The organism is Corynebacterium sp. CQ3829_602738 (assembly GCF_054478435.1).
Window position 1 is genome coordinate 2,518,394 of the sequence record NZ_CM137003.1, and the last position, 24,015, is coordinate 2,542,408.

At 67.2% G+C, this 24,015-nt stretch carries 25 protein-coding genes; 13 read left to right on the top strand and 12 right to left on the bottom strand.

Annotation, left to right across the window (positions count from 1 at the left end):
* The 6 genes from trpB to ACX1NL_RS12045 all read left to right on the top strand — a co-directional run bounded on the left by trpB (position 1) and on the right by ACX1NL_RS12045 (position 5,340).
* The gene (gene trpB / locus ACX1NL_RS12020; protein ID WP_458898270.1) at positions 1 to 1,197 is read left to right on the top strand and encodes a tryptophan synthase subunit beta; all 1,197 of its coding nucleotides are present in this window, start codon (positions 1 to 3) and stop codon (positions 1,195 to 1,197) included.
* The gene (gene trpA / locus ACX1NL_RS12025; RefSeq protein WP_458898271.1) at positions 1,198 to 2,013 is read left to right on the top strand and encodes a tryptophan synthase subunit alpha; all 816 of its coding nucleotides are present in this window, start codon (positions 1,198 to 1,200) and stop codon (positions 2,011 to 2,013) included.
* Positions 2,010 to 2,375: a Rieske (2Fe-2S) protein gene (locus tag ACX1NL_RS12030; protein WP_194559906.1), complete on the top strand. Its 366-nt coding sequence runs from the start codon at positions 2,010 to 2,012 to the stop codon at positions 2,373 to 2,375. The genes trpA and ACX1NL_RS12030 overlap by 4 nt, the downstream gene beginning before the upstream one ends.
* Positions 2,376 to 3,317: a bile acid:sodium symporter family protein gene (locus tag ACX1NL_RS12035; protein WP_458898272.1), complete on the top strand. Its 942-nt coding sequence runs from the start codon at positions 2,376 to 2,378 to the stop codon at positions 3,315 to 3,317.
* A 9-nt stretch (positions 3,318 to 3,326) separates the two neighbouring features.
* On the top strand, positions 3,327 to 3,629 hold the full coding sequence (locus ACX1NL_RS12040) for a hypothetical protein (protein WP_458898273.1): 303 nt from the start codon (positions 3,327 to 3,329) through the stop codon (positions 3,627 to 3,629).
* A 553-nt stretch (positions 3,630 to 4,182) separates the two neighbouring features.
* Positions 4,183 to 5,340, top strand: coding sequence for an HNH endonuclease signature motif containing protein (locus ACX1NL_RS12045; protein ID WP_458898274.1), 1,158 nt, complete (start codon positions 4,183 to 4,185; stop codon positions 5,338 to 5,340).
* A 6-nt stretch (positions 5,341 to 5,346) separates the two neighbouring features.
* On the opposite strand, the gene ACX1NL_RS12050 is transcribed toward ACX1NL_RS12045, so the two are convergent.
* The 5 genes from ACX1NL_RS12050 to ACX1NL_RS12070 all read right to left on the bottom strand — a co-directional run bounded on the left by ACX1NL_RS12050 (position 5,347) and on the right by ACX1NL_RS12070 (position 9,017).
* Positions 5,347 to 5,775 carry a hypothetical protein gene (locus tag ACX1NL_RS12050; RefSeq protein ID WP_269952743.1) on the bottom strand — a complete coding sequence of 143 codons (429 nt, stop codon included), beginning with the start codon at positions 5,773 to 5,775 and terminating at the stop codon, positions 5,347 to 5,349.
* Positions 5,776 to 5,943: 168 nt separating this feature from the next.
* Positions 5,944 to 6,291, bottom strand: a complete 348-nt coding sequence (locus tag ACX1NL_RS12055; protein ID WP_458898275.1) for a branched-chain amino acid transporter permease — start codon at positions 6,289 to 6,291, stop codon at positions 5,944 to 5,946.
* The gene (locus ACX1NL_RS12060) at positions 6,288 to 6,998 is read right to left on the bottom strand and encodes an AzlC family ABC transporter permease (RefSeq protein WP_458898276.1); all 711 of its coding nucleotides are present in this window, start codon (positions 6,996 to 6,998) and stop codon (positions 6,288 to 6,290) included. Before ACX1NL_RS12060 ends, ACX1NL_RS12055 begins: the two co-directional genes overlap by 4 nt.
* The gene (locus tag ACX1NL_RS12065; RefSeq protein ID WP_392398667.1) at positions 6,998 to 7,603 is read right to left on the bottom strand and encodes a YqgE/AlgH family protein; all 606 of its coding nucleotides are present in this window, start codon (positions 7,601 to 7,603) and stop codon (positions 6,998 to 7,000) included. Before ACX1NL_RS12065 ends, ACX1NL_RS12060 begins: the two co-directional genes overlap by 1 nt.
* The gene (locus tag ACX1NL_RS12070) at positions 7,596 to 9,017 is read right to left on the bottom strand and encodes a CCA tRNA nucleotidyltransferase (RefSeq protein WP_392399147.1); all 1,422 of its coding nucleotides are present in this window, start codon (positions 9,015 to 9,017) and stop codon (positions 7,596 to 7,598) included. Before ACX1NL_RS12070 ends, ACX1NL_RS12065 begins: the two co-directional genes overlap by 8 nt.
* Before the next feature lie 132 nt (positions 9,018 to 9,149).
* Between ACX1NL_RS12070 and ACX1NL_RS12075 the strand changes: the two genes are divergently transcribed.
* From ACX1NL_RS12075 to ACX1NL_RS12105, 7 genes are all read left to right on the top strand, one after another.
* Positions 9,150 to 9,881 (top strand): NUDIX hydrolase, encoded by a 732-nt coding sequence (locus ACX1NL_RS12075; protein WP_392398666.1) that lies wholly within the window; start codon positions 9,150 to 9,152, stop codon positions 9,879 to 9,881.
* Positions 9,878 to 12,298: a DUF6049 family protein gene (locus ACX1NL_RS12080; RefSeq protein WP_458898277.1), complete on the top strand. Its 2,421-nt coding sequence runs from the start codon at positions 9,878 to 9,880 to the stop codon at positions 12,296 to 12,298. The genes ACX1NL_RS12075 and ACX1NL_RS12080 overlap by 4 nt, the downstream gene beginning before the upstream one ends.
* Positions 12,295 to 15,603, top strand: a complete 3,309-nt coding sequence (gene murJ / locus ACX1NL_RS12085) for a murein biosynthesis integral membrane protein MurJ (RefSeq protein WP_458898278.1) — start codon at positions 12,295 to 12,297, stop codon at positions 15,601 to 15,603. The genes ACX1NL_RS12080 and murJ overlap by 4 nt, the downstream gene beginning before the upstream one ends.
* A gap of 72 nt (positions 15,604 to 15,675) precedes the next feature.
* Positions 15,676 to 16,239, top strand: coding sequence for an RNA polymerase sigma factor (locus ACX1NL_RS12090; protein WP_181889395.1), 564 nt, complete (start codon positions 15,676 to 15,678; stop codon positions 16,237 to 16,239).
* Positions 16,240 to 16,250: 11 nt separating this feature from the next.
* The gene (gene trxB, locus ACX1NL_RS12095; protein ID WP_392398662.1) at positions 16,251 to 17,252 is read left to right on the top strand and encodes a thioredoxin-disulfide reductase; all 1,002 of its coding nucleotides are present in this window, start codon (positions 16,251 to 16,253) and stop codon (positions 17,250 to 17,252) included.
* Between the two features lie 9 nt (positions 17,253 to 17,261).
* Positions 17,262 to 17,585, top strand: coding sequence for a thioredoxin (gene trxA, locus ACX1NL_RS12100; protein ID WP_239356571.1), 324 nt, complete (start codon positions 17,262 to 17,264; stop codon positions 17,583 to 17,585).
* A gap of 43 nt (positions 17,586 to 17,628) precedes the next feature.
* Complete coding sequence (locus ACX1NL_RS12105; RefSeq protein ID WP_392398661.1) at positions 17,629 to 18,807, top strand: N-acetylmuramoyl-L-alanine amidase; 1,179 nt, start codon at positions 17,629 to 17,631, stop codon at positions 18,805 to 18,807.
* On the opposite strand, the gene ACX1NL_RS12110 is transcribed toward ACX1NL_RS12105, so the two are convergent.
* The 7 genes from ACX1NL_RS12110 to rpmH form a co-directional block, all read right to left on the bottom strand.
* Positions 18,808 to 19,848: a ParB/RepB/Spo0J family partition protein gene (locus ACX1NL_RS12110; protein ID WP_239307369.1), complete on the bottom strand. Its 1,041-nt coding sequence runs from the start codon at positions 19,846 to 19,848 to the stop codon at positions 18,808 to 18,810.
* Between the two features lie 3 nt (positions 19,849 to 19,851).
* A complete protein-coding gene (locus ACX1NL_RS12115; protein ID WP_269952735.1) occupies positions 19,852 to 20,787 on the bottom strand; it encodes a ParA family protein in 936 nt (311 codons plus the stop codon).
* Positions 20,788 to 21,420 (bottom strand): 16S rRNA (guanine(527)-N(7))-methyltransferase RsmG, encoded by a 633-nt coding sequence (gene rsmG / locus ACX1NL_RS12120; RefSeq protein WP_269508791.1) that lies wholly within the window; start codon positions 21,418 to 21,420, stop codon positions 20,788 to 20,790.
* A gap of 82 nt (positions 21,421 to 21,502) precedes the next feature.
* Positions 21,503 to 22,468: a membrane protein insertase YidC gene (yidC, locus tag ACX1NL_RS12125; protein ID WP_239307366.1), complete on the bottom strand. Its 966-nt coding sequence runs from the start codon at positions 22,466 to 22,468 to the stop codon at positions 21,503 to 21,505.
* Between the two features lie 9 nt (positions 22,469 to 22,477).
* The gene (yidD, locus tag ACX1NL_RS12130) at positions 22,478 to 22,765 is read right to left on the bottom strand and encodes a membrane protein insertion efficiency factor YidD (protein WP_239356576.1); all 288 of its coding nucleotides are present in this window, start codon (positions 22,763 to 22,765) and stop codon (positions 22,478 to 22,480) included.
* Positions 22,765 to 23,121: a ribonuclease P protein component gene (gene rnpA / locus ACX1NL_RS12135; RefSeq protein WP_301614117.1), complete on the bottom strand. Its 357-nt coding sequence runs from the start codon at positions 23,119 to 23,121 to the stop codon at positions 22,765 to 22,767. The genes yidD and rnpA overlap by 1 nt, the downstream gene beginning before the upstream one ends.
* A gap of 14 nt (positions 23,122 to 23,135) precedes the next feature.
* On the bottom strand, positions 23,136 to 23,273 hold the full coding sequence (gene rpmH / locus ACX1NL_RS12140) for a 50S ribosomal protein L34 (protein WP_034996682.1): 138 nt from the start codon (positions 23,271 to 23,273) through the stop codon (positions 23,136 to 23,138).
* Between the last annotated feature and the right edge of the window lie 742 nt (positions 23,274 to 24,015).

Here is a 24,015-nt window from a genome sequence, read left to right on the forward strand (position 1 = left end):
ATGACCCTGCTCCCTGCGTACTACGGCGAGTTCGGCGGACAGTTCGTCCCCGAATCGCTCATCCCGGCGCTCGACCAGCTCGAGCGAGCCTTCGTCGACGCGTTCAACGACGACGCGTTCATGGACGAGTACCGTAGCCTGCTCCGCGATTACCTCGGCCGGCCCACCCCGCTGACCGAGTGCCGCAACCTGCCGCTCGAGGGCAACGCGCGCATCTTCCTCAAGCGCGAGGACCTCGTCCACGGCGGCGCGCACAAGACCAACCAGGTGATCGGCCAGGCGCTGCTGGCCAAGCAGATGGGCAAGACCCGCATCATCGCGGAGACCGGCGCCGGCCAGCACGGCACCGCCACCGCGCTCGCCTGCGCGCTGCTCGGCCTGGAGTGCGTGATCTACATGGGTAAGACCGACATGGAACGCCAGGCGCCGAACGTGTACCGCATGCGGCTGATGGGCGCCGAGGTCGTCGGCGTGGAATCCGGCGCGGGCACCCTGAAGGACGCGGTGAACGAGGCGCTGCGCGACTGGACCGCCACCTTCCACGAGTCCCACTACCTCCTCGGCACCGCCGCCGGGCCGCACCCGTTCCCGAAGATTGTCAAGGAGTTCCACCGCGTCATCTCCACCGAGGCCCGCGCCCAGATCCTCGAGCGAACCGGGCGCCTACCGGACGTGGTGGTCGCCTGCGTCGGCGGCGGCTCCAACGCGATCGGCACCTTCGCGGACTTCATCGATGACACCAGTGTCGAGCTCGTCGGCGCCGAGCCCGGGGGAGAGGGCTTCGGCCTCGGCGCCCACGGCGCCGCCATCGCCCAGGGCACGACCGGACTGCTGCACGGCACGTACTCGTACCTGATGTGCGACGGCGACGGCCAAGTGGAGGAGTCCTACTCCATCTCAGCCGGCCTGGACTACCCGGGCGTGGGCCCGGAGCACGCCCACCTGGCCAAGTCGGGCCGCGCTTCCTACGTGCCCGTTACCGACGACGAGGCGCTCGACGCCTTCCAGGCCCTGTCCCGCCACGAGGGCATCATCCCCGCGCTCGAGTCCTCCCACGCGCTCGCGTACGCGCTGAAGCGCGCCGCCGAGCACCCGTCCGACATGGAGCCGCTGCAAATCCTGGTCACCCTGTCCGGCCGCGGTGACAAAGACATCGCCCACGTGCGAGCTTCGCTCGCAGATAGAGAGGAGAAGTAAATGAGCCGCTACGAAAAACTCTTCGCTAGGGGAGAAGGCGCGTTCGTGCCCTTCATCATGCTCTCGGACCCGACCCCGGAGGACGCGGTGGAGATCGTCTCCTCCGTCGTCGATGCCGGGGCGGATGCCGTTGAGCTCGGCGTGCCGTTCTCCGACCCCGTCGCGGACGGCCCAGCTATTCAGGGTGCGCATGTGAGGGCGTTGGCGGGCGGAGCGACCGTCGATAAGGCGCTTGCGCAAATCCGCACCATTCGCGAGCGTTACCCGGACCTGCCGATCGGCATGTTGGTGTACGGCAACGTCGCGCACGCGCGCGGCCTCGAACGCTTCTACCGCGAGTTCAAGGAGGCGGGTGCGGACAGCATTTTGCTTCCCGACGTCCCCGTGCGCGAATCCGCCCCCTTCAGCGCAGCCGCCACCGCGGCCGGCATCGACCCGATCTACATCGCCCCGGCGAAGGCGTCGGAGGCCACACTCGAGGCGGTGGCCGCGAGCTCGCGCGGCTACATCTACGCCATCTCCCGCGACGGCGTAACCGGCGCAGACAAGGAGGCGACGGTGGAGGGCCTGCGCGAGGTCGTCGATAATGTGCAGAAGTTCGGTGGGCCACCGGTGCTGCTGGGCTTCGGCATCTCGAAGCCCGAGCACGTGCGCGACGCAATCGCCGCAGGGGCCGCGGGCGCCATCACCGGCTCCGCGATCACCAACATCATCGACAAGTACATCGACGGCAACCGCGTGACCGACATGGACGCGCTGAAAGCGGAGCTAACCGAGTACGTCGCGGCCATGAAGGGCGCTACGATCGCATCATGACCTGTTCACGACGCATGTTCCTGCTCGGCACCGCAACCACGTTTGCCGGTGCGTTCCTCGCCGCCTGCGGAGAGGCGGCCCCCGAAGAAGTTGCTAAGACCGATGTGCCCGTCGGCTCCGCGGTGATCCTGGACAAGTTCATCATCGCCCAGCCCACCGCCGGCACCTACGTGGCGTACTCCAGCGTGTGCCCGCACCAGCAGAAGAAGATCACCAAGGTTGAGGGCGACACCGTCAAGTGCACCGCCCACGGCTCGGTGTTCAGCATCGCCGACGGCGCCCGCGTCTCCGGCCCGGCCGTGACCGGCATGCGCGAGGTCCCCGTGACCGACGCCGGCGACAAAGTCTCCGTTTCCGAGTAGATGAAGAAGCTCGACCCGCTTTTCGTCGGCATCGTTGTCGCGGCGGCACTTGCGTTCGTGCTGCCCGCCCAGGGCGCGTTCGCGGACGGGTTCGCCGTCGCGGTGAAGCTGGGCATCGCGCTGCTGTTCTTCCTCTACGGCGCGCGCTTGTCCACCCAGGAGGCACTGAAAGGCCTGACCAACTGGCGCCTGCACGCGCTGATCCTGGCGTTCACGTTTGTGATCTATCCGGTGATCGGCCTCCTCGCCCGCCCGACGGTGGCGTTCATGTCCGAGGACCTGTACCAGGGCCTGCTGTTCATGTCGCTGGTGCCGTCCACCGTCCAGTCCTCGGTGGCGCTCACCGGCGTCGCGCGCGGCAACGTCTCGGGCGCGGTGGTGGCGGCGTCGGTGTCCTCGCTCGTCGGCGTGGTGATCACGCCGCTGCTTGTGATGTGGCTGATGGGCGCCGGCGACGGGGTGTCCGTGGACGCCTCGGTGTTCGGCGACATCGCCCTGCAGCTGCTCCTCCCGTTCATCCTGGGCCAGCTCGCGCACAACTTCGTCCCACGGGTGGGGGAGCTAGCCAAGTCGAAGGCGACCAAGATCGTGGACCGCGGCTCCATCTGGATGGTGGTCTACTCCGCGTTCTCGCGCGGCGTCGTTTCCGGCGTCTGGTCGAATGTCTCCGCGTGGGAGATCGTGTTCCTCACCGTGTTTTCGTGCGTGCTGGTCGTCGCTATGCTGTGGCTCACCCGCATCCTCCCGGAGGCGCTGCGCTTCCCGCGCGAGGACCGCGTCGCCATCCAGATGTGCGGCACCCAGAAGTCGCTCGCGACCGGCCTGCCCATGGCCACCGTCATCTTCGGCGGCGCCTCGCTCGGCGTCCTGATCATCCCGCTGATGATCTACCACATGTGCCAACTGGTCATCTGCTCCGCGTACGCCTCCCGAATTTCTTAGGAGTTTCACGTGAAACATTTCGTCCGCATCCACTACAACGTCCCCGAACTCGGCGGCGAGCTGCTCAACATCGCCGAACTCGAGGAGATCTCAGCCCACGAGTGCACCATGGTCCGCATGATCGAACTCGACCCCGCCGAGACCATCACCGGCATCTACGTCGACGGCCGCGTCATCGGCCAGGCAAACCAGCCCATGGGCACCGTCCCACACCCGCGCACCTACGACTCCATGGAGGGCATCACCGCCACCCACCTCAGCGCGGAGGAGTTCGAGGGCCTCTGGTCCGAGGCTCAAGCAAAGTTGCAATAGCCTATCGACGTCCCTCCGGCCCGCCCCGACTCCGGCGCGGGCCTTTTTCGTTGGTGGATCCCTATAGTTGGCGGGGCCGGGGTTGTCCGCAATGCGGAGTTCCACGTCAACGTCCGGGCCAACCAACCCATGGGCACCGTGGCGCACCCGCGCACCCTAGCTCGATCTGTCAGCGGCGCGGGCCCTTTTTCGTTGGTGGACCCCAATAGTTGGTGGGGCCGGAGTTGTCCGCAATGCGGAGTTGCGGAGTGGTCTGAGGGGCGGGCATGGGCGGAGCTGACGTCGATAAGCAATTGCCAATAGTTGGTGAGTTCCCACTTGTCCGCAATGCGGAGTTGCCGACAAGTTATAGCAATCGCTATAAACCGCATTACCGCAGGTCAGAGAAATGTCGAGGGCGAGTTTTATAATGTCTGCAATCGAACTCGCATTCGCCTCAAGGGGGCCCGAAATGACCGCCGCAGTTGCCACAGAATCCAACCCACTCGCCATCGCATTAAGCCAGCAAATTGAAGACTCTCACCGCGCAATGACGCAGAGCAAAGCGGAGCTATTGTCCGCAATTCAAACGTTTGATGAACTCGCACTTGCTATCGAATGTGGCTCATCGACCACCGCGCACTTCCTCATGCGCCGCCTGGGCGTGTCCTCCTCAACCGCCCACGAGTACGTCAGCGTCGCGCACCGCCTGCGGCCCTTCCGTTACCTGCACAAACACTTCACTGCTGCTGCGCTGAGCTACTCAGTGGTGCGGCTGCTGCTGAAGTACATGACTCCGGAAAACGAGCGTGAGCTGGTAGATCTCGCCCTCGGGATGGGTTACCACGAGCTCGAATGCGCACTGGCGGGGAAGAAGCCGCAGGACGGGGAGGGCGAGGACAGTCCGCAGTACTACCTGAGCCTGCACAAGCGCGACAACGGCGACATCGCGTTCCACGGCAATATGAATGCAGCGGACGGCGCCGCGTTCGTCGCAGCGTTGAAGATCGGCGAAATCGCGTACTGCAACCTCGACGAGGTGCTCGAGGACCTGGACCCCGAGGTAGAAGGGGAAATCAACATTGCCCTCGAGCGCGCCGAGGAGGTGGAGGAGAACCGACCCGCGCGGAAGACGGTCTCCGGCTACGGGCTGCCCATCGGGCGCATGCTGCTGCGGGCGCTCATGGGCATCGTCCACATGGCACGCACGACGCCGCGCAACACCCTGACCACGCCGGGTGCGCACGTGAACATTCTGGCAACACCGGACGGGCGCGGGTATATGCCCAACAACGTGGGCGCGCCGTCGAAAGCCATTGCAAGCTTGCTGGCAAATGCGGACATACGCCTATCGACGGTCAACTCCAACGGCCTCGTCATCAACACCGGACGCAAACAGCGCCTGGCCACAAACGGTCAGGTCAACGCGCTACTGGCGATGTGGGGTGGGCAGTGCGCGGCACCGGGGTGCACGCACACACGCTTCATCGAGATCCACCACATCGAGGACTGGGCCACCGGGGGCTTGACCGACCTGGAGAACCTCCTGCCGCTGTGCTCCGCCTGCCACTCCCTGGTTACGGAGGGGTATCTGCAGACGCTGAAGGAACACTCAGACATCCACTTCGTCTACCGCGACGGGACGCGCTTCGTGTCCACGAACTACTCCCTGCCGAAGCGCAACGACACCATGCGGACCATGGAGGAGTGCAACTGGTCCTTCAACGACTAGTGAGGCTTAGAAGAACTGCTCAACGGCCGGCACACCCGGGACACCCGGGATCTTGCCCGCTGCGGCCGCGGCGGCGCCGACCAGTGCGAGGACGCCTGCGGCGATGCCGGTGCCCACGAGGATGTCGTAGGTGGTGCCGAGCTTGTAGCCACGTGCGACGTCGTTCTTCAGGGAGGAGGTGGCGCTCTTCGGCACCAGGTTCTTCTCGGAGGAGCTCTTGTACGGGCCGGAGTAGCCAGTACCAGGGTTCAGACGCTCACGGGCCTCGGCCTTCACCTTGGCGCCAGCGAGGTGCTTATCGGTGACGTCGGAGGGGCGATTCGGGCTCACGATTTCGGAAAGGTCCTTCTGGTTACCTTCCTCAGCCTGTGCCGGGACGGCCGCCAGGGACAATGCGGTGGTTGCGGCGAGGGCAGCTGCGGTGATGCGCTTCATTGGAAACTCCTTTGTGCGAATCTGACGTTAAATCACCCGGGATCGGGGTGGCGCAAGTAAAACACACGTTTCCGCAGGTATTCAAGCTCGTCTGGCGGTGTAACGCAGAGGCGTCCAGTGACGATATACAAGGCCCCGAGACGCAAAAACTCCCCTCCCTAGCAGGGGCTAGAAAACGACGTTGACCAACAGCATGTACAGCGCGGTGCCGGCGAAGATCGACAGGTCGGCGCGGCGCTTCCACCAGTGCAGAAGCAGGGTGGCCGCGAGGGCGATGAGCGCGGAGGCGAGGTTGGTGGGGGAGCCGGCGTAGCCGACGAGGGTGTAGGCGACCAGCACTGTCATCACGCCGACGGGCATGAGCACGGCGAGGAAGTCGATGAACGGGCTGCCTTTGAGCACACGCAGCATGGAGAAGGGGAGTGCGCGCAGCAGCACGGTGACGATGCCGACGGGGATAAGCACCGCGGCCACCATGCCGAGGGTGACGCCGTCGGGAAGTCCGTAGTTACTCATGGCAGCTGCCAGGTAAGCCGGTCGTCGACGCGCGGGGCCCAGAAGCGCAGCACGAGGACGAGGAAGTAGGACACGAGCGCCACGAGGATCACCTGGCCGGGCAGCACGACGGCCGCCGCCAAAGCGAGGCCGCCGGCGATCAGGGGCGCGGACAGGTCGCGGCTGGCCTGGAACGCCTCGAACGCCAGCACGGCGAACAGCGCGGTCAAGGCGAAGTCGAAGCCCTCCACGCCCGCGGGGATCACCGCGCCGGCCAAAGCACCGACGATGCCGGAGGCCACCCACGCGATCTGGCAGACCACGGTGATCGTCATCAAGCGAGTGCCCGAGGGGCGGTCGCGCAGGGTGGAGGTGATGGCGTAGACCTCGTCGGTGAGCGCGTAGGTGGCGTACGCGGATGGCACACCGCGGCGGATCTCCGAACGCGGGTACGTCAGCCCGTAGAACAGGTGGCGGAAGTTCACCATGAAGCCGGGGATCGCGCTGGTCACGGGGCCGACGCCGGTGAGGACCATGTCGATGGCCAGAAACTCCATGGACCCCGCGTAGATCACGGTGGAGAAGATCGGGGTCCACCACCACGCGAAGCCGGATTGAGTCATGAGCAGGCCGAACGCCAGCCCGAGCGGCACCAACCCGAGGGCGACCAGCCAGGTGTCGCGAAGCCCCAGCCGAATCTCCGTCGATGTTTCACGTGAAACGGCCACTAGTTGTCCTCGACGTTCGCGGGGAAGGTAGCGAACAGGGGCAAAGGCATTGCTTGCCGACGCATCACGTCACCCCACAGATCCGCACCCGCGGGAGCGACGACGTCGCTGGGCAGGGCGGGGGTGACAAACCAGTCGCCGCGAAGGATCTCGTCGTCGAGCTGGCCCGGCGCCCACTCGGCGTAGCCGGCGAAGATGCGGATGCCGTCGAGAAGCTCGCTCACCTCGGCGGGAGAGGCGTTCAGGTCCACGAGCACGAGGCGGTTGGCCAGGCGGTTGAGGTAGGGGTTCTCGGGCGCGCCGGCCGCGGTCACGCCCAGGCCCACCGCGGACTCGGGGCTGACCGGCCCGCCGATGTGCACGGCCTGCGGCTTGGCGGCCAGCTCGGCCCAGCCCGCGTCCATCACGTTGGCGACGGCAACTTCGCTGCGGCGGTTGAGCACCACGCCGAGGGTGTGGTCCGCGTCGTGCTCGAGCACCAGCACCACGGTGCGGGCGAACTCGGGGGAGAACATGCCGGGGGCGGAAACGAGCAGCATGCCCGGCTCAGGCTCCACGCGTTCGAGCGCGTTGAACAGGCGGTCTGCGTAGAAATACTCAGGCATTTTCCCTCTCCCACCAGGCTTTCAGCTCGGCGACGGCTTCGTCGTGGTCCAGCTCGCCGCGCTCGAGGCGCAGCTCCTTGAGATACTTCCACGCCTTGCCCACCTCCGGGCCGGGTTTGAGCCCGAGGATCTGCATGATCTCGTTGCCGTCCAGGTCCGGGCGCACGCGCGCGAGGTCCTCCTTGGCGGCGATGTCGGCGATGCGCTCCTCCAGGTGGTCGTAGGTGCGCTGCAGGCGCGCGGCTTTCTTGGCGTTGCGGGTGGTGGAGTCGGCGCGGACGAGTTTGTGCAGCTTGGGCAGCAGTTCGCCGGCGTCGGTGACGTAGCGGCGCACGGCGGAGTCTGTCCACTGGCCCTCGCCGAAGCCGTGGAAGCGCATGTGCAGGAACACCAGCTGGCCCACGTCCGAAATGACGTGCTTCGGGTACTTCAGGGCCTTCAGGCGCTTGCGGGTCATCTTCGCGCCGACCACCTCGTGGTGGTGGAAGGTCACGCCGCCGCCCTCCTTGGGCGCGCGGGTGGCGGGTTTGCCGATGTCGTGCATCAGCGCCGCCCAGCGCAGCTTCAGGTCCGGGCCCTCGTCCTCGAGTTCGGTGGCCTGGCGCAGCACGGTCAGGGAATGGCGGTAGACATCCTTGTGCTGCATGTGCTCGTCGGTCTCCAGCTGCAGCGCGGGAATCTCAGGCAAAATATACGAAGCCACGCCGGTGGACACCAGCAGGTCGATGCCCTCCCAGGGACGGGCGCCGAGCATGAGTTTGTCCAGCTCAGCCTGCACGCGCTCGGCGGTAATCCGCCCGATCTCGCCGGCCATGTCGCACATCGCGTCGAATACCCGGTCCGCCACGGTAAAGCCCAGCTGGGAGACGAAACGGGCGGCGCGAAGCATGCGCAAGGGATCGTCGCGGAACGACACCTCGGGTTCCTGCGGGGTGTCTAAGACCTGCTCCACAAGGTCGCTCAACCCGTCGACGGGGTCGTGGAAGGTGGGGGAGAGGCGGAGCTCGTCGTTAAGCGAAAGCTCAATGGCCATGGCGTTGCAGGCGAAGTCGCGGCGCACGAGGTCGCCCTCGAGTGTGTCGCCGAAGGTGACCTCGGGGTTGCGCGTCACGCCGTCGTAGAGGTCGGAGCGGAACGTGGTGATTTCGACGGTTTCGCCGTGGCGGATGGCGGAGACGGTGCCGAACTCGATGCCGGTGTCCCACACTTTTTCGCCCCACTCGTCCAGGATCTCCTGGATCACCTCGGGGCGCGCGGAGGTGGTGAAGTCGAGGTCGTGCACCCCGCGGCCGAGCATCGCGTCGCGCACCGAGCCGCCGACCATATATAAGGTCTCGCCGCGGCCGGAAAACAGTTGCGCGAGGGGCTCAAGCAGAGCAGCATGCTTGGCGACGACATCCTGCGCCCGCGCCATCAGCGCAGGGGCGGCCAAGGGGTCGGTCGGGTCTGGCATATCGAAGAGCTTCTGCGTCACCCGGGACACGATACCCGCCACCCCCGCGCGGGAAGTACCACAACCGGCCGAAAGACCGATAGCATGACACGAATGAGTGACAACCAGCGCCCGGTTCCGGGGCCCTCCAACGGCAAGGGGGGCTCCGGCGGCGGTAAGCGCCGGCCGCGGCGCCGGCGCGGGGGCAAACCCGCCGAGCAGCAACAGCAGCAGGGAGACAAGCCGAAGCGGAAGCGGAATAACCGCCGCGGGAAGAACTCCCGCGGCGGGCGCAAGCAGCACAATCGTCGCAGGTCGCAGTACCAGCAGCACGACTCGTCGATAGAGACGCGCGACGAGACCTCGGCCGGCGGCCTGGTGGTCTCCGGCATGGCGGAGGCCGTGAGCAAGGACGGCAAGGTGGACATGAGCCGCATCTACGTCGCGCTCATCGGCCGCCTGGACCGCCGCGGGCGGCTGCTGTGGTCCATGCCGAAAGGCCACGTGGAAAACGGCGAGCACCAGTGGGTCACCGCCGAGCGCGAGGTGTGGGAGGAAACCGGGATCACCGGCGAAGCCTTCGACACCCTGGGCACGATCGACTACTGGTTCGTCTCCGACGGCGTGCGCATCCACAAGACGGTGCACCACAACCTGCTGCGCTACGTCGACGGCGTGTTCAACGACGAGGACCCGGAGGTGACCGAGGTGGCGTGGGTGCCCATGAGCGACCTAATGGAGCACCTCGCCTACGCCGATGAGCGCAAGCTCGCCCGCATCGCCTACGACCGGATGCCGGATCTGGCCAGGAAGGAAAAGAAGGCCGGAAGGGCAACTCCGCGATGAACCGGTACGCCGCGCTGGCTGCCGTCGTGCTCGCCGCCCCCGCCGTGCCGCTGGCGCCGGACAACCCGGAGGTGACGGAGCAGTGGGCGAACCTGACCGTGCGCCCGTCCGAGGGCGAGCAGGCGAGCGTGGAGGTCGTTGAGGCCCCGCGCGCCATCTCCGCGCACGATCCGTTTCACGTGAAACTTCGCGTGACCAACCACTCCGACGAGACGCTCGAGGGCCTCAGCGTGGTCCCGCGCCGCGCCTCGGCGGTGGCATCTGTCATGGAGCAGCGCTACGCCACCATCGCTGGCCCGCAGGAGTATCAGGTGGTGGGGGACGCGCGTGACGTCGATAGGCAATTGGCCCCCGGCGACTCGCTGGAGATCGAGATGGACCTGGGCCTCGACCTGCCGGATGTGGGCACGTACCCCATCATGCTGCAGCTTCTCGACGCCTCCGGTGCCCCCCTCGACACCGACCGCTTCCATATGGGTGTCAGAGGCGTGCGCGACAACATCCGGGCCGCGGAGCTGACCGCGCTGTACCCGGTGACCGCACCCGTGGACATCCTGCCCGGCGAGACCGGCGAGGCGCCCGAGACGCAGCCGTTGGTGCTGGCGAACGACTCGCTGGCCGGCCAACTCGCGCCCGAGGGGCGGCTGAGCAAGCTGGTGGACCAGTACATCGAGGCCGCGCAGACGCCCGAGGTCGGCTACGCCACCTGTGTAGCGCTGGACCCCGCGCTGGTGGACACCGTGGACCGCATGCAGCACGGCTACACCGTCGACGACGAACGCCCCGCCGTGGTGGAGGAGCCGAAACGCCTGCGCGACTCCTGGGGAGGCGAGGACGACCCCGACGGCGAACCCGGCGCCGGCGCGGACGACGCGAAGGTGTGGCTGGACAAGGTGCGCCACATCGCCGCCACAGGCTGCGTGGTGTCCCTGCCATGGGCGAACGCGGACTTGAACGCCGTGGCGCGCACCGGCGACAAGTGGCTCATGCGCGAGGCCGTGGAACGCGGACCGTTTGTGCTGCAGCGCGTGCTGGGCACCGCCGGCACGCTAAACACCGTGGTCACAGGCACGGGCTACGTCGAGGACGGCACCGCGCCGGCGTTGGGCTGGGCGGACCACTTGCGCTCCACCGTCATGGACGAAGGCATGCAGGCCGCGTGGGAGCGCGCGGAGGCGGCAGGCGTGCAGGAAGAGCACGACGGGGCTGAAAGTGCCCTGGAGCGCGCGGACATGGCGGACCTCTCCGGGACGGCCGCGCCCGCGCCGGAGCAACCCGTGCGGGTGCTGGCCGCCGCGCCAGGCAGGGACTACGGCTGGATCGCGCCGGGCGTGATGACGGTGGGCTACCAGTCCTCCCTGGCCACCGTGCTGGCCGCCACCGGCGTGGACCCCGAAACCACCGGCTTTTCAGAGGAGAACCTGCGCTACAACTACGCCGTGGACTCCAAGGCCGCCCGCGACACCAACGCCGCCGCCGCGGTGCGCCTGGCCGCCCAATCCGCCTGGGTGGCGGGGGAGTCCGAGGAGCAACCGGAGCCGATCCTGGTCGCCCCGCCCGCGAACTGGGACGCGGACACCGCCGCCGCCGTGCTGGGCACCGTGGCGGAGCTGGTCACCGGCGCCGGCGCGCACCCGATGGCGTTCGGCACCTACCTGGACGCGCCAGCTGATGTTGCGCCCGCTGGCCAGCCAGGGGAGCACACGGACCCCACCGCGTTCACCGACGCGGAGGTGCTGCAGGTGACCCAGCAGGCCGGGTTCATCAACGACCTGACCGGGCTGATGGTGCCGGATCCCGGCATTGCGCTGACGCGGTACGGGTTCACCCTGCCGCTGCGCCGGGACCTGCTGCAGGCGCTCTCGGTGGGCCAGCGCCGCTCCATGTCGCGCTACAGCGACGCGGTGGAGGCCACCAGCGAACGCCTCGGCGCCTCCCGCGCGGCGCTGGGGGACCTGCGCTCGGCGGTGGACCTGATCCCGCCGGGCAACGTCTACACGCGCACCTCCAACTCCAGCCCGCTGCTCATCGTTGCCCGCAACGGGCTGCCGCTGCCGGTGGAGACCTCCATCAACTTCTCCGGGCCCGCGGACGCCCGCCTGCACGTGCCCGGGGTGCTGCGCATCCCGGCGCGCGGATCGGTCACGGTGCAGATGACCGCGGACCTGCCGGAGACGTCCCGCAGCACGGATCTGAACCTGTACCTGGCCAGCTCGAACGGGCAGCCGATCTCGCAGCCGGTGGACATCGCCGTGCGCACCACGCGGTTCACGGTGGGCCGCTGGTTGGCCGTCGCGGCGCTGGTGCTGGCCGGGCTGCTGGTGGTGATCGCGCTGCGCGGCGCGCGGGGCAGCCCGCCGAAAGACAGCGACACAGAACCAGAAGCCAGCAGACGTAAGAATCGGAGAACCAAGTGACGGAACAGGGACTGCGCCGGCGCATTGTCACGCCAGCGCCGCCAGCGCCGGTGCCGGCGCCGCGCGAAACCAAACCGGCGCGCGAGGAGCTCGAGGACGGCGCGCCGGATAAGTCGCTGCTGACCACCAGCCCCAAGGGCGAGACCATCGCGCCGCCGCAGACCGCCGACACGGTAGCCGCAGGCACGGCGGCAGTCGCTGTAGCCGAGCCCCAGGCAGCCGAGGAAGAACCCGCCGCCGAGGGCGGGGAGAAGGTCGTGCGCGCCACCGGCTCCATGGCCGTCGCCACCCTGATCTCGCGCATCACCGGGTTTATCCGCACCGTGCTCATCGGCGCGGCGCTCGGCGAAGTGGTGGCGGCGTCCTTCAACACCGCCAACACCCTGCCTAACCTGATCACGGAGATCGTGCTGGGCTCCGTGCTCACCGCCCTAGTGGTGCCGGTGCTGGTGCGCGCGGAGAAGGAAGACGCCGACAACGGCGCGGCCTTCATCCGCCGCCTGTTCACGCTCACCCTGACGTTGATGACGGTGGTCACCGTCGTCGCCGTGGCGGCCGCGCCGCTGTTGACCAGGATGATGATGGACGAAGACTCGCAGGGCAACCTCGTCCAAACCACCTCGTTCGCGTATTTGGTGCTGCCGCAGATCTTCTTCTACGGCATGTTCTCCCTGTTCATGGCCATCCTGAACACGAAGGAGCACTTCCGGCCCGGCGCCTGGGCCCCGGTGGCGAACAACATCGTCTCCATCGCCGTGCTCGTGGCGTATATGGCGCTGCCGGGGCAGCTGAACCCGGCCGCGCCGACGTCGATAAGCAATCCGCACGTGCTGCTGCTGGGCCTTGGCACCACGGCGGGTGTGGTGGTGCAGTGCCTGATCATGCTGCCCGCGCTGCGCAAGCTGGGCATTGACCTGCGGCCGCTGTGGGGCATCGACGAGCGCCTGAAGCAGTTCGGCGGCATGGCGCTGGCGATCATCACCTACGTGGCGATCAGCCAGTTCGGCTACGTCATTACCTCCCGCATCGCGTTCAACGCGGACGCGGCGGCGCAATTCATCTACCAGCAGCACTGGATGCTGCTGCAGATGCCGTACGGCATCATCGGCGTCACGCTGCTCACCGCGATCATGCCGCGCATGTCCCGCAACGCCGCAGACGGCGACGACGCCGCCGTGGTGGCGGACCTGACCATGGGCACAAAGCTGACGTTCATCGCGCTGATCCCCATCATCATCTTCATGACGGCGCTGGGCCCCGACATCGCCCACGCCCTGTTCGCCTACGGCTCGTTCAGCCCCGAGGCCGCGCACCTGCTCGGCATGACCATCTCCGCGTCCTCGTTCACCCTGATCCCGTACGCGCTGGTGATGCTGCACCTGCGCGTGTTCTACGCCCGCGAGGAAGCGTGGACGCCCACGTTCATCATCGCCGGCATCACCGGCACGAAGATCCTGCTGTCCGCCCTCGCGCCGTACATCGCGCAAGACCCCAGCCACGTGGTGGTGCTGCTCGGCGCGGCCAACGGCTTCGGCTTCGTCGCCGGCGCGCTCATCGGCGCGCTGCTTCTGCGCCGCAAGCTGGGCACCCTGCGCGCCGGCGACGTGCTGCGCACCTCCATCTGGGCGGTGGCAGCGGCGCTTGTCGGCGTTGCGGTGATCTTCGGTGTGCGCTGGCTGCTTCGCGACGTCGCCGGCCTGCACCTGCCCGAGGCCCTCGGACGCCTAATCGGCGCCCCCAGCCTGGGCAACCTCATCGAGGTCGTCATGCTCGGCGTGCTGTTTTTGGTGGTCACCGGCCTGGTGCTGTCGCGCTCCAAGCTGCCCGAGGTGCAGAACCTGGGCCGCGCGCTGCAGCGCATCCCGGGCATGAGCCGCATCATCCGCCCGGACGAGGACCGCGCGCTCGAGGTGGGCGAGGCGGACCCGCGCGACGTGTCCAACCAGTTCCTCGCCTCCGACACCTTCAACGCCTCCCCGGTGCCGCCGCCGATGTCCGCCGGTGTGGTCCGTGGGCCGCGCCTGGTGCCGGGTGCGGGCGTGTCCGACGGGCGCTTCCGCCTGATCCGCGACCACGGCGCCTCCACCGGCGCGCGCTTCTGGCAGGCGCGCGAGGTGGCCACCGGCAGAGATGTGGCGCTGACGTTCGTGGACACCACCGGCGCCGCCCCGATGGCCCCGGCCACCCCGCGCGAGGCGGCGCTGAAGGCCGCCGGCGTGGCGCGGCGCACCCGCAAGATGGCCAAGCTGCACCTGCCCGCGGTGGCCGAGAGCATTGAGATCCTGTCCTACCGCTCCGGCGCCCTGGTGGTGGCGGACTGGGTGGAGGGCTCCTCGGTCAAGGCCGTGGCGGAATCCGGCCAGACGCTGCACACCGAGGCCGTGGCAAACGCGCTGGCGCCTTTGGCCGGCGCGATGGCGGCGGCGCACGAGGCGGACGTGCCGCTGGGCCTGGACAACCGCCAGCAGCTGCGCATCGACCACGAGGGGCACGTCCGCCTGGCGTTCCCGGTGGTGCTTCCGGACGCCAGCCCGGCCACGGACGCGGAGTCCTTCGCCTCCGCGCTGACGCTTCTGACCAGCAACGTCAGCTCCGACGACCTGGACGACGTCACCGCCCGCACCCGCGCGCTCGTGGACGCGGACGCGGTGGACCAGGCCGCCTTCCGCGACATCGAGCGCGCGCTCTACGAGGCGGCGAACCTGCCGGTGCCCAACGAGGACGCGCCGACGGACGAGATCCCGGTGGTGGAGATCTACGAGCCGGTCGAGCCGGTGGCCGAGCACGTGGAGGACCCTGACGAGCTGCGCGGCGGCTTCGGCGGACGCACCATGGGCCCGGCGACGATTGGCCTGCTCACCTTCGCCGCGGTGATCGCGGCGGTGCTGGTGGGCGTGCTGACCACCTACCTGGTGGACTTCGTCTCCGGCGAGGACGTGGTGGACCGCCCGTCCGCCGCGCCGACCACCACGACGCGCGACGCGCGCATGCCGGTGGTCATCGGCCCGCTCGACATGGAGGTCCTGGACGACAGCTCCATGCAGTTCGCCCCCGAGGACGGCTCCGCGTTCACGCTCGAGCAAGTGCTTATCGACGCCTCCGGTTCCGCCAACTACACCCTCTACGGCGTGCCGGCAGAGCAGGAGACCGCGCACCCGCCCGTGATCGCGGAGGGCAAGCTGCGGAACGGCCAGATCAGCGCCGACGTGGAAACCAACGAACCGCTGTTGCGCGTGGTGCTGAAGGTGGACGGCGAGACGGATGTGAAGAACGTCTCGCTGGTGGGTCGCGTGGTTGTCCACTGAAATGCGCACCCGGCCCTAGTCAGGGGGACTAGGGCCGGGGCATAGTGGGGGCAACTGAAATTTGGGGGGACAATGGACTACATCAACGACCGGCAGCTGGTGGCGAACTACCTGGGAGGGGACCGGCAGGCCTTCACGCTCATCGTGCGGCGGCACCGCAAGCGCATGTACTTCGCCGCCCGCAACTTCGCGCGCAACGAGCAGGACGCGCAGGACATCGTCCAGGACGCCCTGTTCAAGGCGGCGCGCAGCCTGCACACCTACCGCGGGGAGGCGAAGCTGTCCACGTGGCTGCACCGCATGACCATCAACGCGGCGATAGACCACCAGCGCAAGGACGGCCGCGCCGGCGCCCAGTACAGCCTGGACGACAACGACCACGTGGACATCGACGCGAACAAGTACCTCGCCTACAACCCCATGGAGAACATGGAGCGCACCATGGCCATGCGCCAGGCCCTGGCGGTGCTGCCGCAGGCGCAGCGCAAAGCACTGTGGCTCATCGATGTCGCGGGCATGAGCGTCGGCGACGCCGCGGCCGAACTCGGGGTGCAGCCGGGCACCGTGAAGTCGCGCCGCTACCGGGCGCGCGAGGCCGTCGCCGCGGCGATAGGGGAGGCGGCGCCGGCGCGCTAAGATCTGCAACCATGACTTCCCCCGGCTTCAACTTTGTTACCCCGCAAACCGATGCGGCACCGGCGCCCAAAGCCGCCACCACCAGCACCGACGAGGTGCACGACCTGATCATCGTCGGCTCCGGCCCCTCCGGCTACACCGCCGCCCTTTACGCCGCACGCGCGGAGCTGAAGCCGCTCGTGTTCGAGGGCTACGAGTACGGCGGCGAGCTGATGAACACCACCGAGGTGGAGAACTTCCCCGGCTTCGAAGACGGCATCATGGGCCCGGACCTCATGGCCAACATGCGCGCCCAGGCGGAGAAGTTCGGCGCGGATCTGCGCCAGGAGCTGGTGGACTCCGTGGACTTCTCCGGCGACATCAAGAAGGTCGTGGTCGACGGCGAGGTCTTCCAAGCCCGCGCCGTCATCCTCGCCACCGGCGCCGCCCCGCGCCACCTGGGCATCCCGGGGGAAACGGAGCTGACCGGCCGCGGCGTGTCCACCTGCGCCACCTGCGACGGCTTCTTCTTCAAGGACCAGCACATCGCCGTCGTCGGCGGCGGCGACTCCGCCATGGAGGAGGCCACCTTCCTGACCAAGTTCGGCTCCAAGGTCACCCTGATCCACCGCTCGGAGAACTTCCGCGCCTCCAAGATCATGCTCGAGCGCGCCCGCGAGAACGACAAGATCGAGTTCCTCACCGACACCGTGGTGGACTCCGTGGTGGAGGCGGACGGCAAGGTCGGCGGGCTGAACATCCGCAACGTTGTCACCGGCGAGGAGAGCGTGCTGGACGCCACCGCGCTGTTCGTCGCCATCGGCCACGACCCGCGCTCCGCGTTCCTGGACGGCCAGGTCGCCGTTGACGAGGGGGGCTACGTTGAGGTGGCGGAGCCGTCGACAAGCACGAGCGTTCAAGGCGTGTTCGCATGCGGCGACCTGGTGGACAAGACCTACCGCCAAGCCATCACCGCCGCTGGCGCCGGCTGCCGCGCCGCGCTGGACGCACAGCACTACCTGGCGGCGCTGTAGACTGTCCGCATGAACGCACCAGTTGATGTGACCCAAGCAACCTTCAAAAACGAGGTCATCGAGGCGGACACCCCGGTGCTCGTGGACTTCTGGGCTGAGTGGTGCGGGCCGTGCCGCAAGCTCTCCCCGCTGCTCGACGAGATCGCCCAGGAAATGGACGGCCAAGTCAAGGTAGCCAAGGTCAACGTGGACAACGAGCGCGCGCTCGGCGCCATGTTCCAGGTCATGTCCATCCCCGCCGTCATGCTGTTCAAAGACGGCAAGAAGGTCGACGAGTTCGTGGGCGTGCGCCCGAAATCCGAGATCGTTTCCAAGATTCAGGCGCAGCTCTAGCGGCGCGTAGACTGACCCTGTCCATCCAACTAGAAAGGCCCGCATGCAAGACATTTTGCGCGTTGGCGACTCCAGCACACGGGTCGCCGAGGTCCGGATGTCCTTAGCCCGCCTGGGCCTGATAGACGGCTACGAGGGCGACATCGACTCCACCCGGCGCTTCTCCGAGAGCGAGATGCTTTACGACGACATCCTGTGCGAAGCCGTCAAAGCCTTCCAACAATCCCGCGGCATCGTGCCCACCGGGACCATCGACGCGGCGACGCTGCGCGAGCTGCGCGAGGCGTCCTACACCCTCGGCGCGCGCGTGCTGAGCTACCAGCCCGGCCAGGAAATGGTCGGCGACGACGTCGGGCAGCTGCAGTCCCAGCTGCACGAGCTGGGCTTTTACCCGCACCGGGTGGACGGCCGCTTCGGGCCGCGCACCTACGAGTCGCTGATGAACTACCAGCTCAACTCCGGGCTGGAGGACGACGGCGTGTGCGGCCCCGACACCCTCCACGCCCTGTCGCTTCTGGGCCGCCGCATCACCGGCGGGTCCGCGCAGGCCATCCGCGAGCGTGAGACCGTGCGCCAGGCCGGCCCGAACCTGACCGGCAAGCGCGTGGTCATCGACCCGGACCTCGGCGGCGCCGACCGCGGCCTGGTCGTCGACGGCCCGTACGGCCCCATCACGGAAGAAGAGATCCTCTGGGATTTGGCCCAGCGCATCGAGGGCCGCATGGTCGCCGCCGGCATGGAAACCATCCTGTCGCGACCCCGCGGCGACAACCCCTCCAACAAGCAGCGCGCCGACTTGGCCAACGGCTTCAAGGCGGACCTGCTCATTTCCCTGCGCCTGGACTCCTACCAGAACGAGAAGGCCAACGGCGTGGCCACCTTCTACTTCGGCTCCGAGAAGGGCAGCTCCTCGCTGACCGGGGAGACGCTATCCGGCTACATCCAGCGCGAGGTCGCCGCCCGCACCCAGCTGCAGAACTGCCGCAACCACGCCCGCACCTGGGAGATGCTGCGCATGACCCGGATGCCGTCGGTGGAGCTGGTGGCCGGCTACCTGACCAACCCGGGGGACCTAGCCGTGCTCACCGACCCCAACGAGCGCGACGCCATCGCCGAAGCGGTCGTGGTGGCCGTCAAGCGCCTCTACCTGCTCGACCACGACAACCGGCCCACCGGCACCTACTCCTTCAAGGAGCTGCTGCGGGAGGAAAAGCACGCCTAGCTAGTCGGTGCCCTGGATGAGCCCCATGATGCGCTCGAAGTCGTCCTTGTCGCCGAACTCGACCACGATCTTGCCCTTGCGCTTGCCCATGGTCACCGACACCTTGGTGTCCCAGATGTCCGCGAGCGAATCGGCGGCGCGGGTGAGGTACTCCGGCTGCGGGGCGGGCTGGCGCTTCGGCTTATCCGGCACCTTGCCGTTCGAATTGATCAAAGACACGGCCTCTTCCGTCGCGCGGACGGAAAGGCCCTCGGCGACAATGCGGTCGGCAAGCTGGGCCTGGGCGTCGGCGGTGCCGTCGCCAAGCTTGATGCCCAACAGCGCACGGGCGTGGCCCGCGGAAAGCACCCCGGCGGCGACGCGGCGCTGCACGCCCACGGGCAGGTTGAGCAGGCGGATCGCGTTGGTGATCACGGGGCGCGAGCGGCCCAGGCGGTCGGCGAGCTGCTCCTGGGTCACGCCGAACTCGTCGAGGAGCTGCTGGTAGGCGGCGGCCTCCTCGAGCGGGTTGAGCTGGACGCGGTGAATGTTCTCCAAAAGCGCGTCGCGCAGCATGTCCTCGTCGGACGTCTCGCGCACGATCGCCGGGATGTGCTTCAGGCCGGCCTTGGAGGACGCGCGCCAGCGGCGCTCGCCCATGATGAGCTCGAAGCCCTCGGGCGTGTCGCGCACGACGATGGGCTGCAGCAGGCCGAACTCGCGGATGGAGTGGACCAGCTCGGCCAGCTCGTCCTCGTCGAAGACCTGGCGCGGCTGCTTCGGGTTGGGGATGATCTGCCCGACCGGGATCTCCTGGTAGCGCGCGCCGACCGGCACGGGCTGGATCACCTTGTCGCGCTTGGCGGACACTGTCGGGGCACCCTGGACTTTCTTGGGGGCACCCTTTGGTGCGTCGTCAGGCTTGGGTGCTTGCTTGCCAAAAATCACGTCGGAGGCGCCGCCGCCGATGCCCGGGGTCTTGCCGTTTTTGTCGATGTCCGACGGCGCCGACGGGATGAGCGCCGCCAGTCCGCGGCCGAGGCCGCCCTTGCGTTCTGCCATTGATTACTCCTCCTCGAGCTGGTTGTAGACCTCGGGGCTCACGCCGATCGGGCCGGTGGTGGGGTGCGGCTGGTAGTCGCCGCGGGTGGCCAGCTCCTTCGCCGCGTCAAAGTAGGCCAGGGCGCCGCGGGATCCGGGGTCGTAGTCGATGACGGTCTGGCCGTAGCCGGGCGCCTCGGAGACCTTCACGGAACGGGGGATGACGTTGTTCAGCACCACTTGGCCGAACTGGCCGCGCACCTCGTCCGCAACGTCGGCGGCCAGGCGGGTGCGGGCGTCGTACATGGTCAGCACGATCGCGGAGATGTGCAGGTTGTTGTTCAGGTGCTCGCGGATCATGCCGATGTTGCCCAGCAGCTGGCCCACGCCCTCGAGCGCGTAGTACTCGCACTGGATGGGGATGAGCACCTCGTCCACCGCGGTCATCGCGTTGATGGTCAAAAGCCCGAGCGACGGCGGGCAGTCGATGAACACGTAGTCGAAGCCGTGCTCGTCCAAAAAGCCGCGGCGGATCTGGTCGTGCAGGCGGTACTCGCGCCGCACCATGGACACCAGCTCGATCTCCGCGCCGGCCAGGTCGATGGTGGCGGGGATGCAGAACAGGTTCGGGTTGTCCGGGTGCGGCTGCACGGCGTCGGAGGCCTCGGCCTCGCCGATGAGCAGCTCGTAGCTCGACGTGGTGCCGGAGGTGTGCTCCGCACCCAGCGCGGTCGACGCGTTGCCCTGCGGGTCCAGGTCGATCACCAACACTTTCAGGCCCTGCTTGCTCAGCCCGGCCGCCAGATTCACGCTGGTGGTGGTCTTGCCCACGCCGCCCTTCTGGTTGGCCACGGTGATCACGCGCGGCTGGTCCGGCTTCGGCAGCGCTTCGCTTCTCGACGTCACCCGCGCCGCGCGCATCGCCGCCTCCATCACAGGAGTCTCGTCGTAGTTTTCCATCTACGCCCCCTTCTTTCTGCGCTGGATACGGATCAACGTGGTGGGCTGGTCCAGCACGGACTCGCCCACGGTGAAGATCTCCGCCTCAACGCCGCCGGCCTTCGCAATGGCCTTGGCGTCGCGCTCGAGTTCCTCGGCCACGGATTCGCCCTTCATCGCAATCATGTGCCCGCCGCCCTGCAGCAGCGGAATGGACCACCCGGCGAGCTTACCCAGCGGGGCGACGGCGCGGGAGGTGACGGCATCGAAAGCCGCCTTGGGCTGCTCCTCGGCACGCCCGCGCACCACGGTCACGTTGTCTAGGCCCAGTTCGGAAACGACCTCGCCCAGGTAGGTGGAGCGCTTCAGCAGCGGCTCAATCAACGTGATGGACAGGTCCGGCCGCGCGATCGCCAGCGGGATGCCGGGAAGGCCCGCGCCGGAGCCGATGTCCGCCACCTTCAGACCGGGCTCGAACGCCTCCGCGATCACGGCGCAGTTGAGGATGTGGCGCTCCCACAGGCGGTCCACCTCTTTGGGCCCGATGAAGCCGCGCTCGGCGGCCGTGGTGGCCAAAGAGCGGTGGTAGGCCTCGGCCAATCCGAGGCGTTCTCCGAAAACTTGGGCTGCGGCTGCAGGGGAGGTATCCGACATGCACAACACTGTAGTCGGCCCGCCGACATGAAAAAGTCCCGGCCGAAAACGGGCCGGGACTTGTTCGTCGATAAGCAGAAAGTTACTTACCTTGCTTCCGCTGCTTCTTGGTGCGGCGGTCCTTGGTGCGCGCGCCCGGGGCGGGGGCGGTGGTGCGCTTGAGCTCCACCTTGCGCGCCTCCTCGGCGGCCTCTTCTTTGTCCATCTTGTTGTTCAGCCACATGGTCTGGAAGAACGTCCACAGGTTGTTGGTGAGCATGTAGAACAGCAGGCCGATGTGCCAGATCACGCCGGTGGCAAGGATCATGACGGGGAAGAACCACATCATCATCTTGTTCATCAGACCCATCTGGGACTGCATCATCTCGGCCATCTCGCCCTGCGGCTTCGGGCCCTTGCCGGCGGCCTTGCGGGCCTCCTGGCGCTTGACCATAATGCGGGCATTGAGGTGCGTGAACGCCGCACACAGCAGAACCAGCGGCAGGCACACGGCGATGATCTGCGCGCGGGTCAGATCCGCGTTACCGAACGCCGCGAAGGCCTCCTGCGGCATGGACATGTATGCGGACAGCGGCACGCCGAAAAAGTCCGCGTCCAGGAAGGACTGCACGTCTTCCGCCGGGAAGGCGTAGTTCGCGGTGGAGCGGTTCTCCTCCACGGACATACCCAGCTCACTGGTGCGGTTGAAGGAGCGCAGCACGTGCAACAGGCCGATGAAGATGGGCAGCTGCACGATCGGCACGATGCAAGACGACAGCGGGTTGGTGCCGTTTTCGCGGTAAAGCTTCTGCGTCTCTTCGGCGATCTTCTGCTGGTCGCCCTTGTACTTCTCGCGGATTTCCTGCATCCGCGGCTGCATCTCCTGCATTTTGCGCGTGGAGCGCATCTGGTTGACCATCGGCTTGAGCAGCAGCAGGCGCACCGTGCAGGTGAGCAGGACGATGGCCAAGATCCAGGAGATGCCCGAATCCTTGGGGATGACAAAGCCGAGAACCTCGTGCCAGAACCTCAGCACCCAGGAAATCGGCCAATAGATGAAATTCAGCACGTTTCGGTGTTACTCCTCACTCATTTCAATGCTGCCCGGCACTGGGTCGTAGCCGCCGGGGTGCCAGGGCCCGCATTTGCACAGCCTGGCCGCGGCCATTGCGCCGCCGCGCACCGCTCCGTGGCGTGACACGGCTTCGAGCGCATACGCACTGCATACTGGCATAAAACGGCACGTCCCGCCCATCTTAAGGGGTGAGATGTACTTTTGGTAACCGCGAATCAGCGCCACCAGCAGTTTCGCCGCGGGCCCCTTCGCGGCGGGGATTTCGCCACCGGCGAAGTTGAAGTAGGCCATTAGCGCTTCTTCTGCGCTTTGTCCAGGGCTTTTTCTAGGTCGCGCGCGAGCTCGTCGCTCGTTGCGGCGGCGGCGGGTGGCAGGGCGCGGATCACCACGTCGAAGGAGCGCTCAAGCTTATCGACGAGCTCCCGCTCCACCACCACATGCCGCAACTTCCTCGACACGGCATGGCGCGTCACGGCGTTGCCCACCTGCTTGGACACCACCAGCCCGAAGCGCGGCCCGCCCTGGATGACGGGGTCTTTCCGCTGGTGCAGATGCACCATTAACGTGCGAGACCCCGCGCGCACACCCTTCCTCATCGCAGCTTTGAAGTCTGCGGAGGAAGAAAGTTTGTGCGGGCGGGGTAACACGCGCGGGTTTTAAGCTATGCCGTCAGCTTTGCGCGGCCCTTCTTGCGGCGCGCGGAAACGATGGCGCGGCCGGCGCGGGTCTGCATGCGGGCACGGAAGCCGTGCTTGCGTGCGCGGCGACGGTTGTTCGGCTGGAAAGTCCGCTTAGACACGGTGGACTCCTTGTGCGGTCATGAACAGCCGACGGCTCGTCAAAGCCTCCCGGGGAAGTGGCCGTTCCAAATGTGAAACGTTGCGTTGAGATTGCGGTTCGGCTCCGAAACTGGAGCGCAGTTCGCGTGCAGCGCCTTCGCCAGCTCGCCTTGGTCAAGCGGCCCGGTGCCCGGCGGGGGCGGTGCTCTCAGATGTACGCCGGTGCACCCGACGTAAAGACGGGCTTAAGACTACGCGAATTTGTGCGCCCCGGCCAAATCAACACGCACACTTTTTCCTGGGGCGATCGGGTACCCCCGTAATTACAACGGTGTGTTTTTTCGCAGGTGGGGCGGGAAATCCTCCCCGCACCCTGCGAGAGAGCTGACAGTATGTGGACAGCCGTTCGACGCGCCGAGTTATCCACAGAAACCGGCCCTGGCGAAGTTTCGACAGCCCAAGGTCGGAGCGGGTAACAATAAAGCAATCACCACAATCGCACAGCCCGGGGATGCACAGGGCTGTGGATAACTGTGAAGTACCGGTTGAGACTTTCGCCCAAAACGCGTTGTCTGCGCAGGTCAAGGCGGTGCAAATCTTCACACTCAGTTATCCACAGGCCGCGCGGACCTTGTGGACAACCCTCGCTGCTAAAGTATCCACACCTGTGGATAACACTGTGGAACAGCAGGTGGCAGCGCGCCGAGCGGGCGAGCGAAGTTGTGGATTGCACATGTAGACAGGAACAGACTGGAGACGACG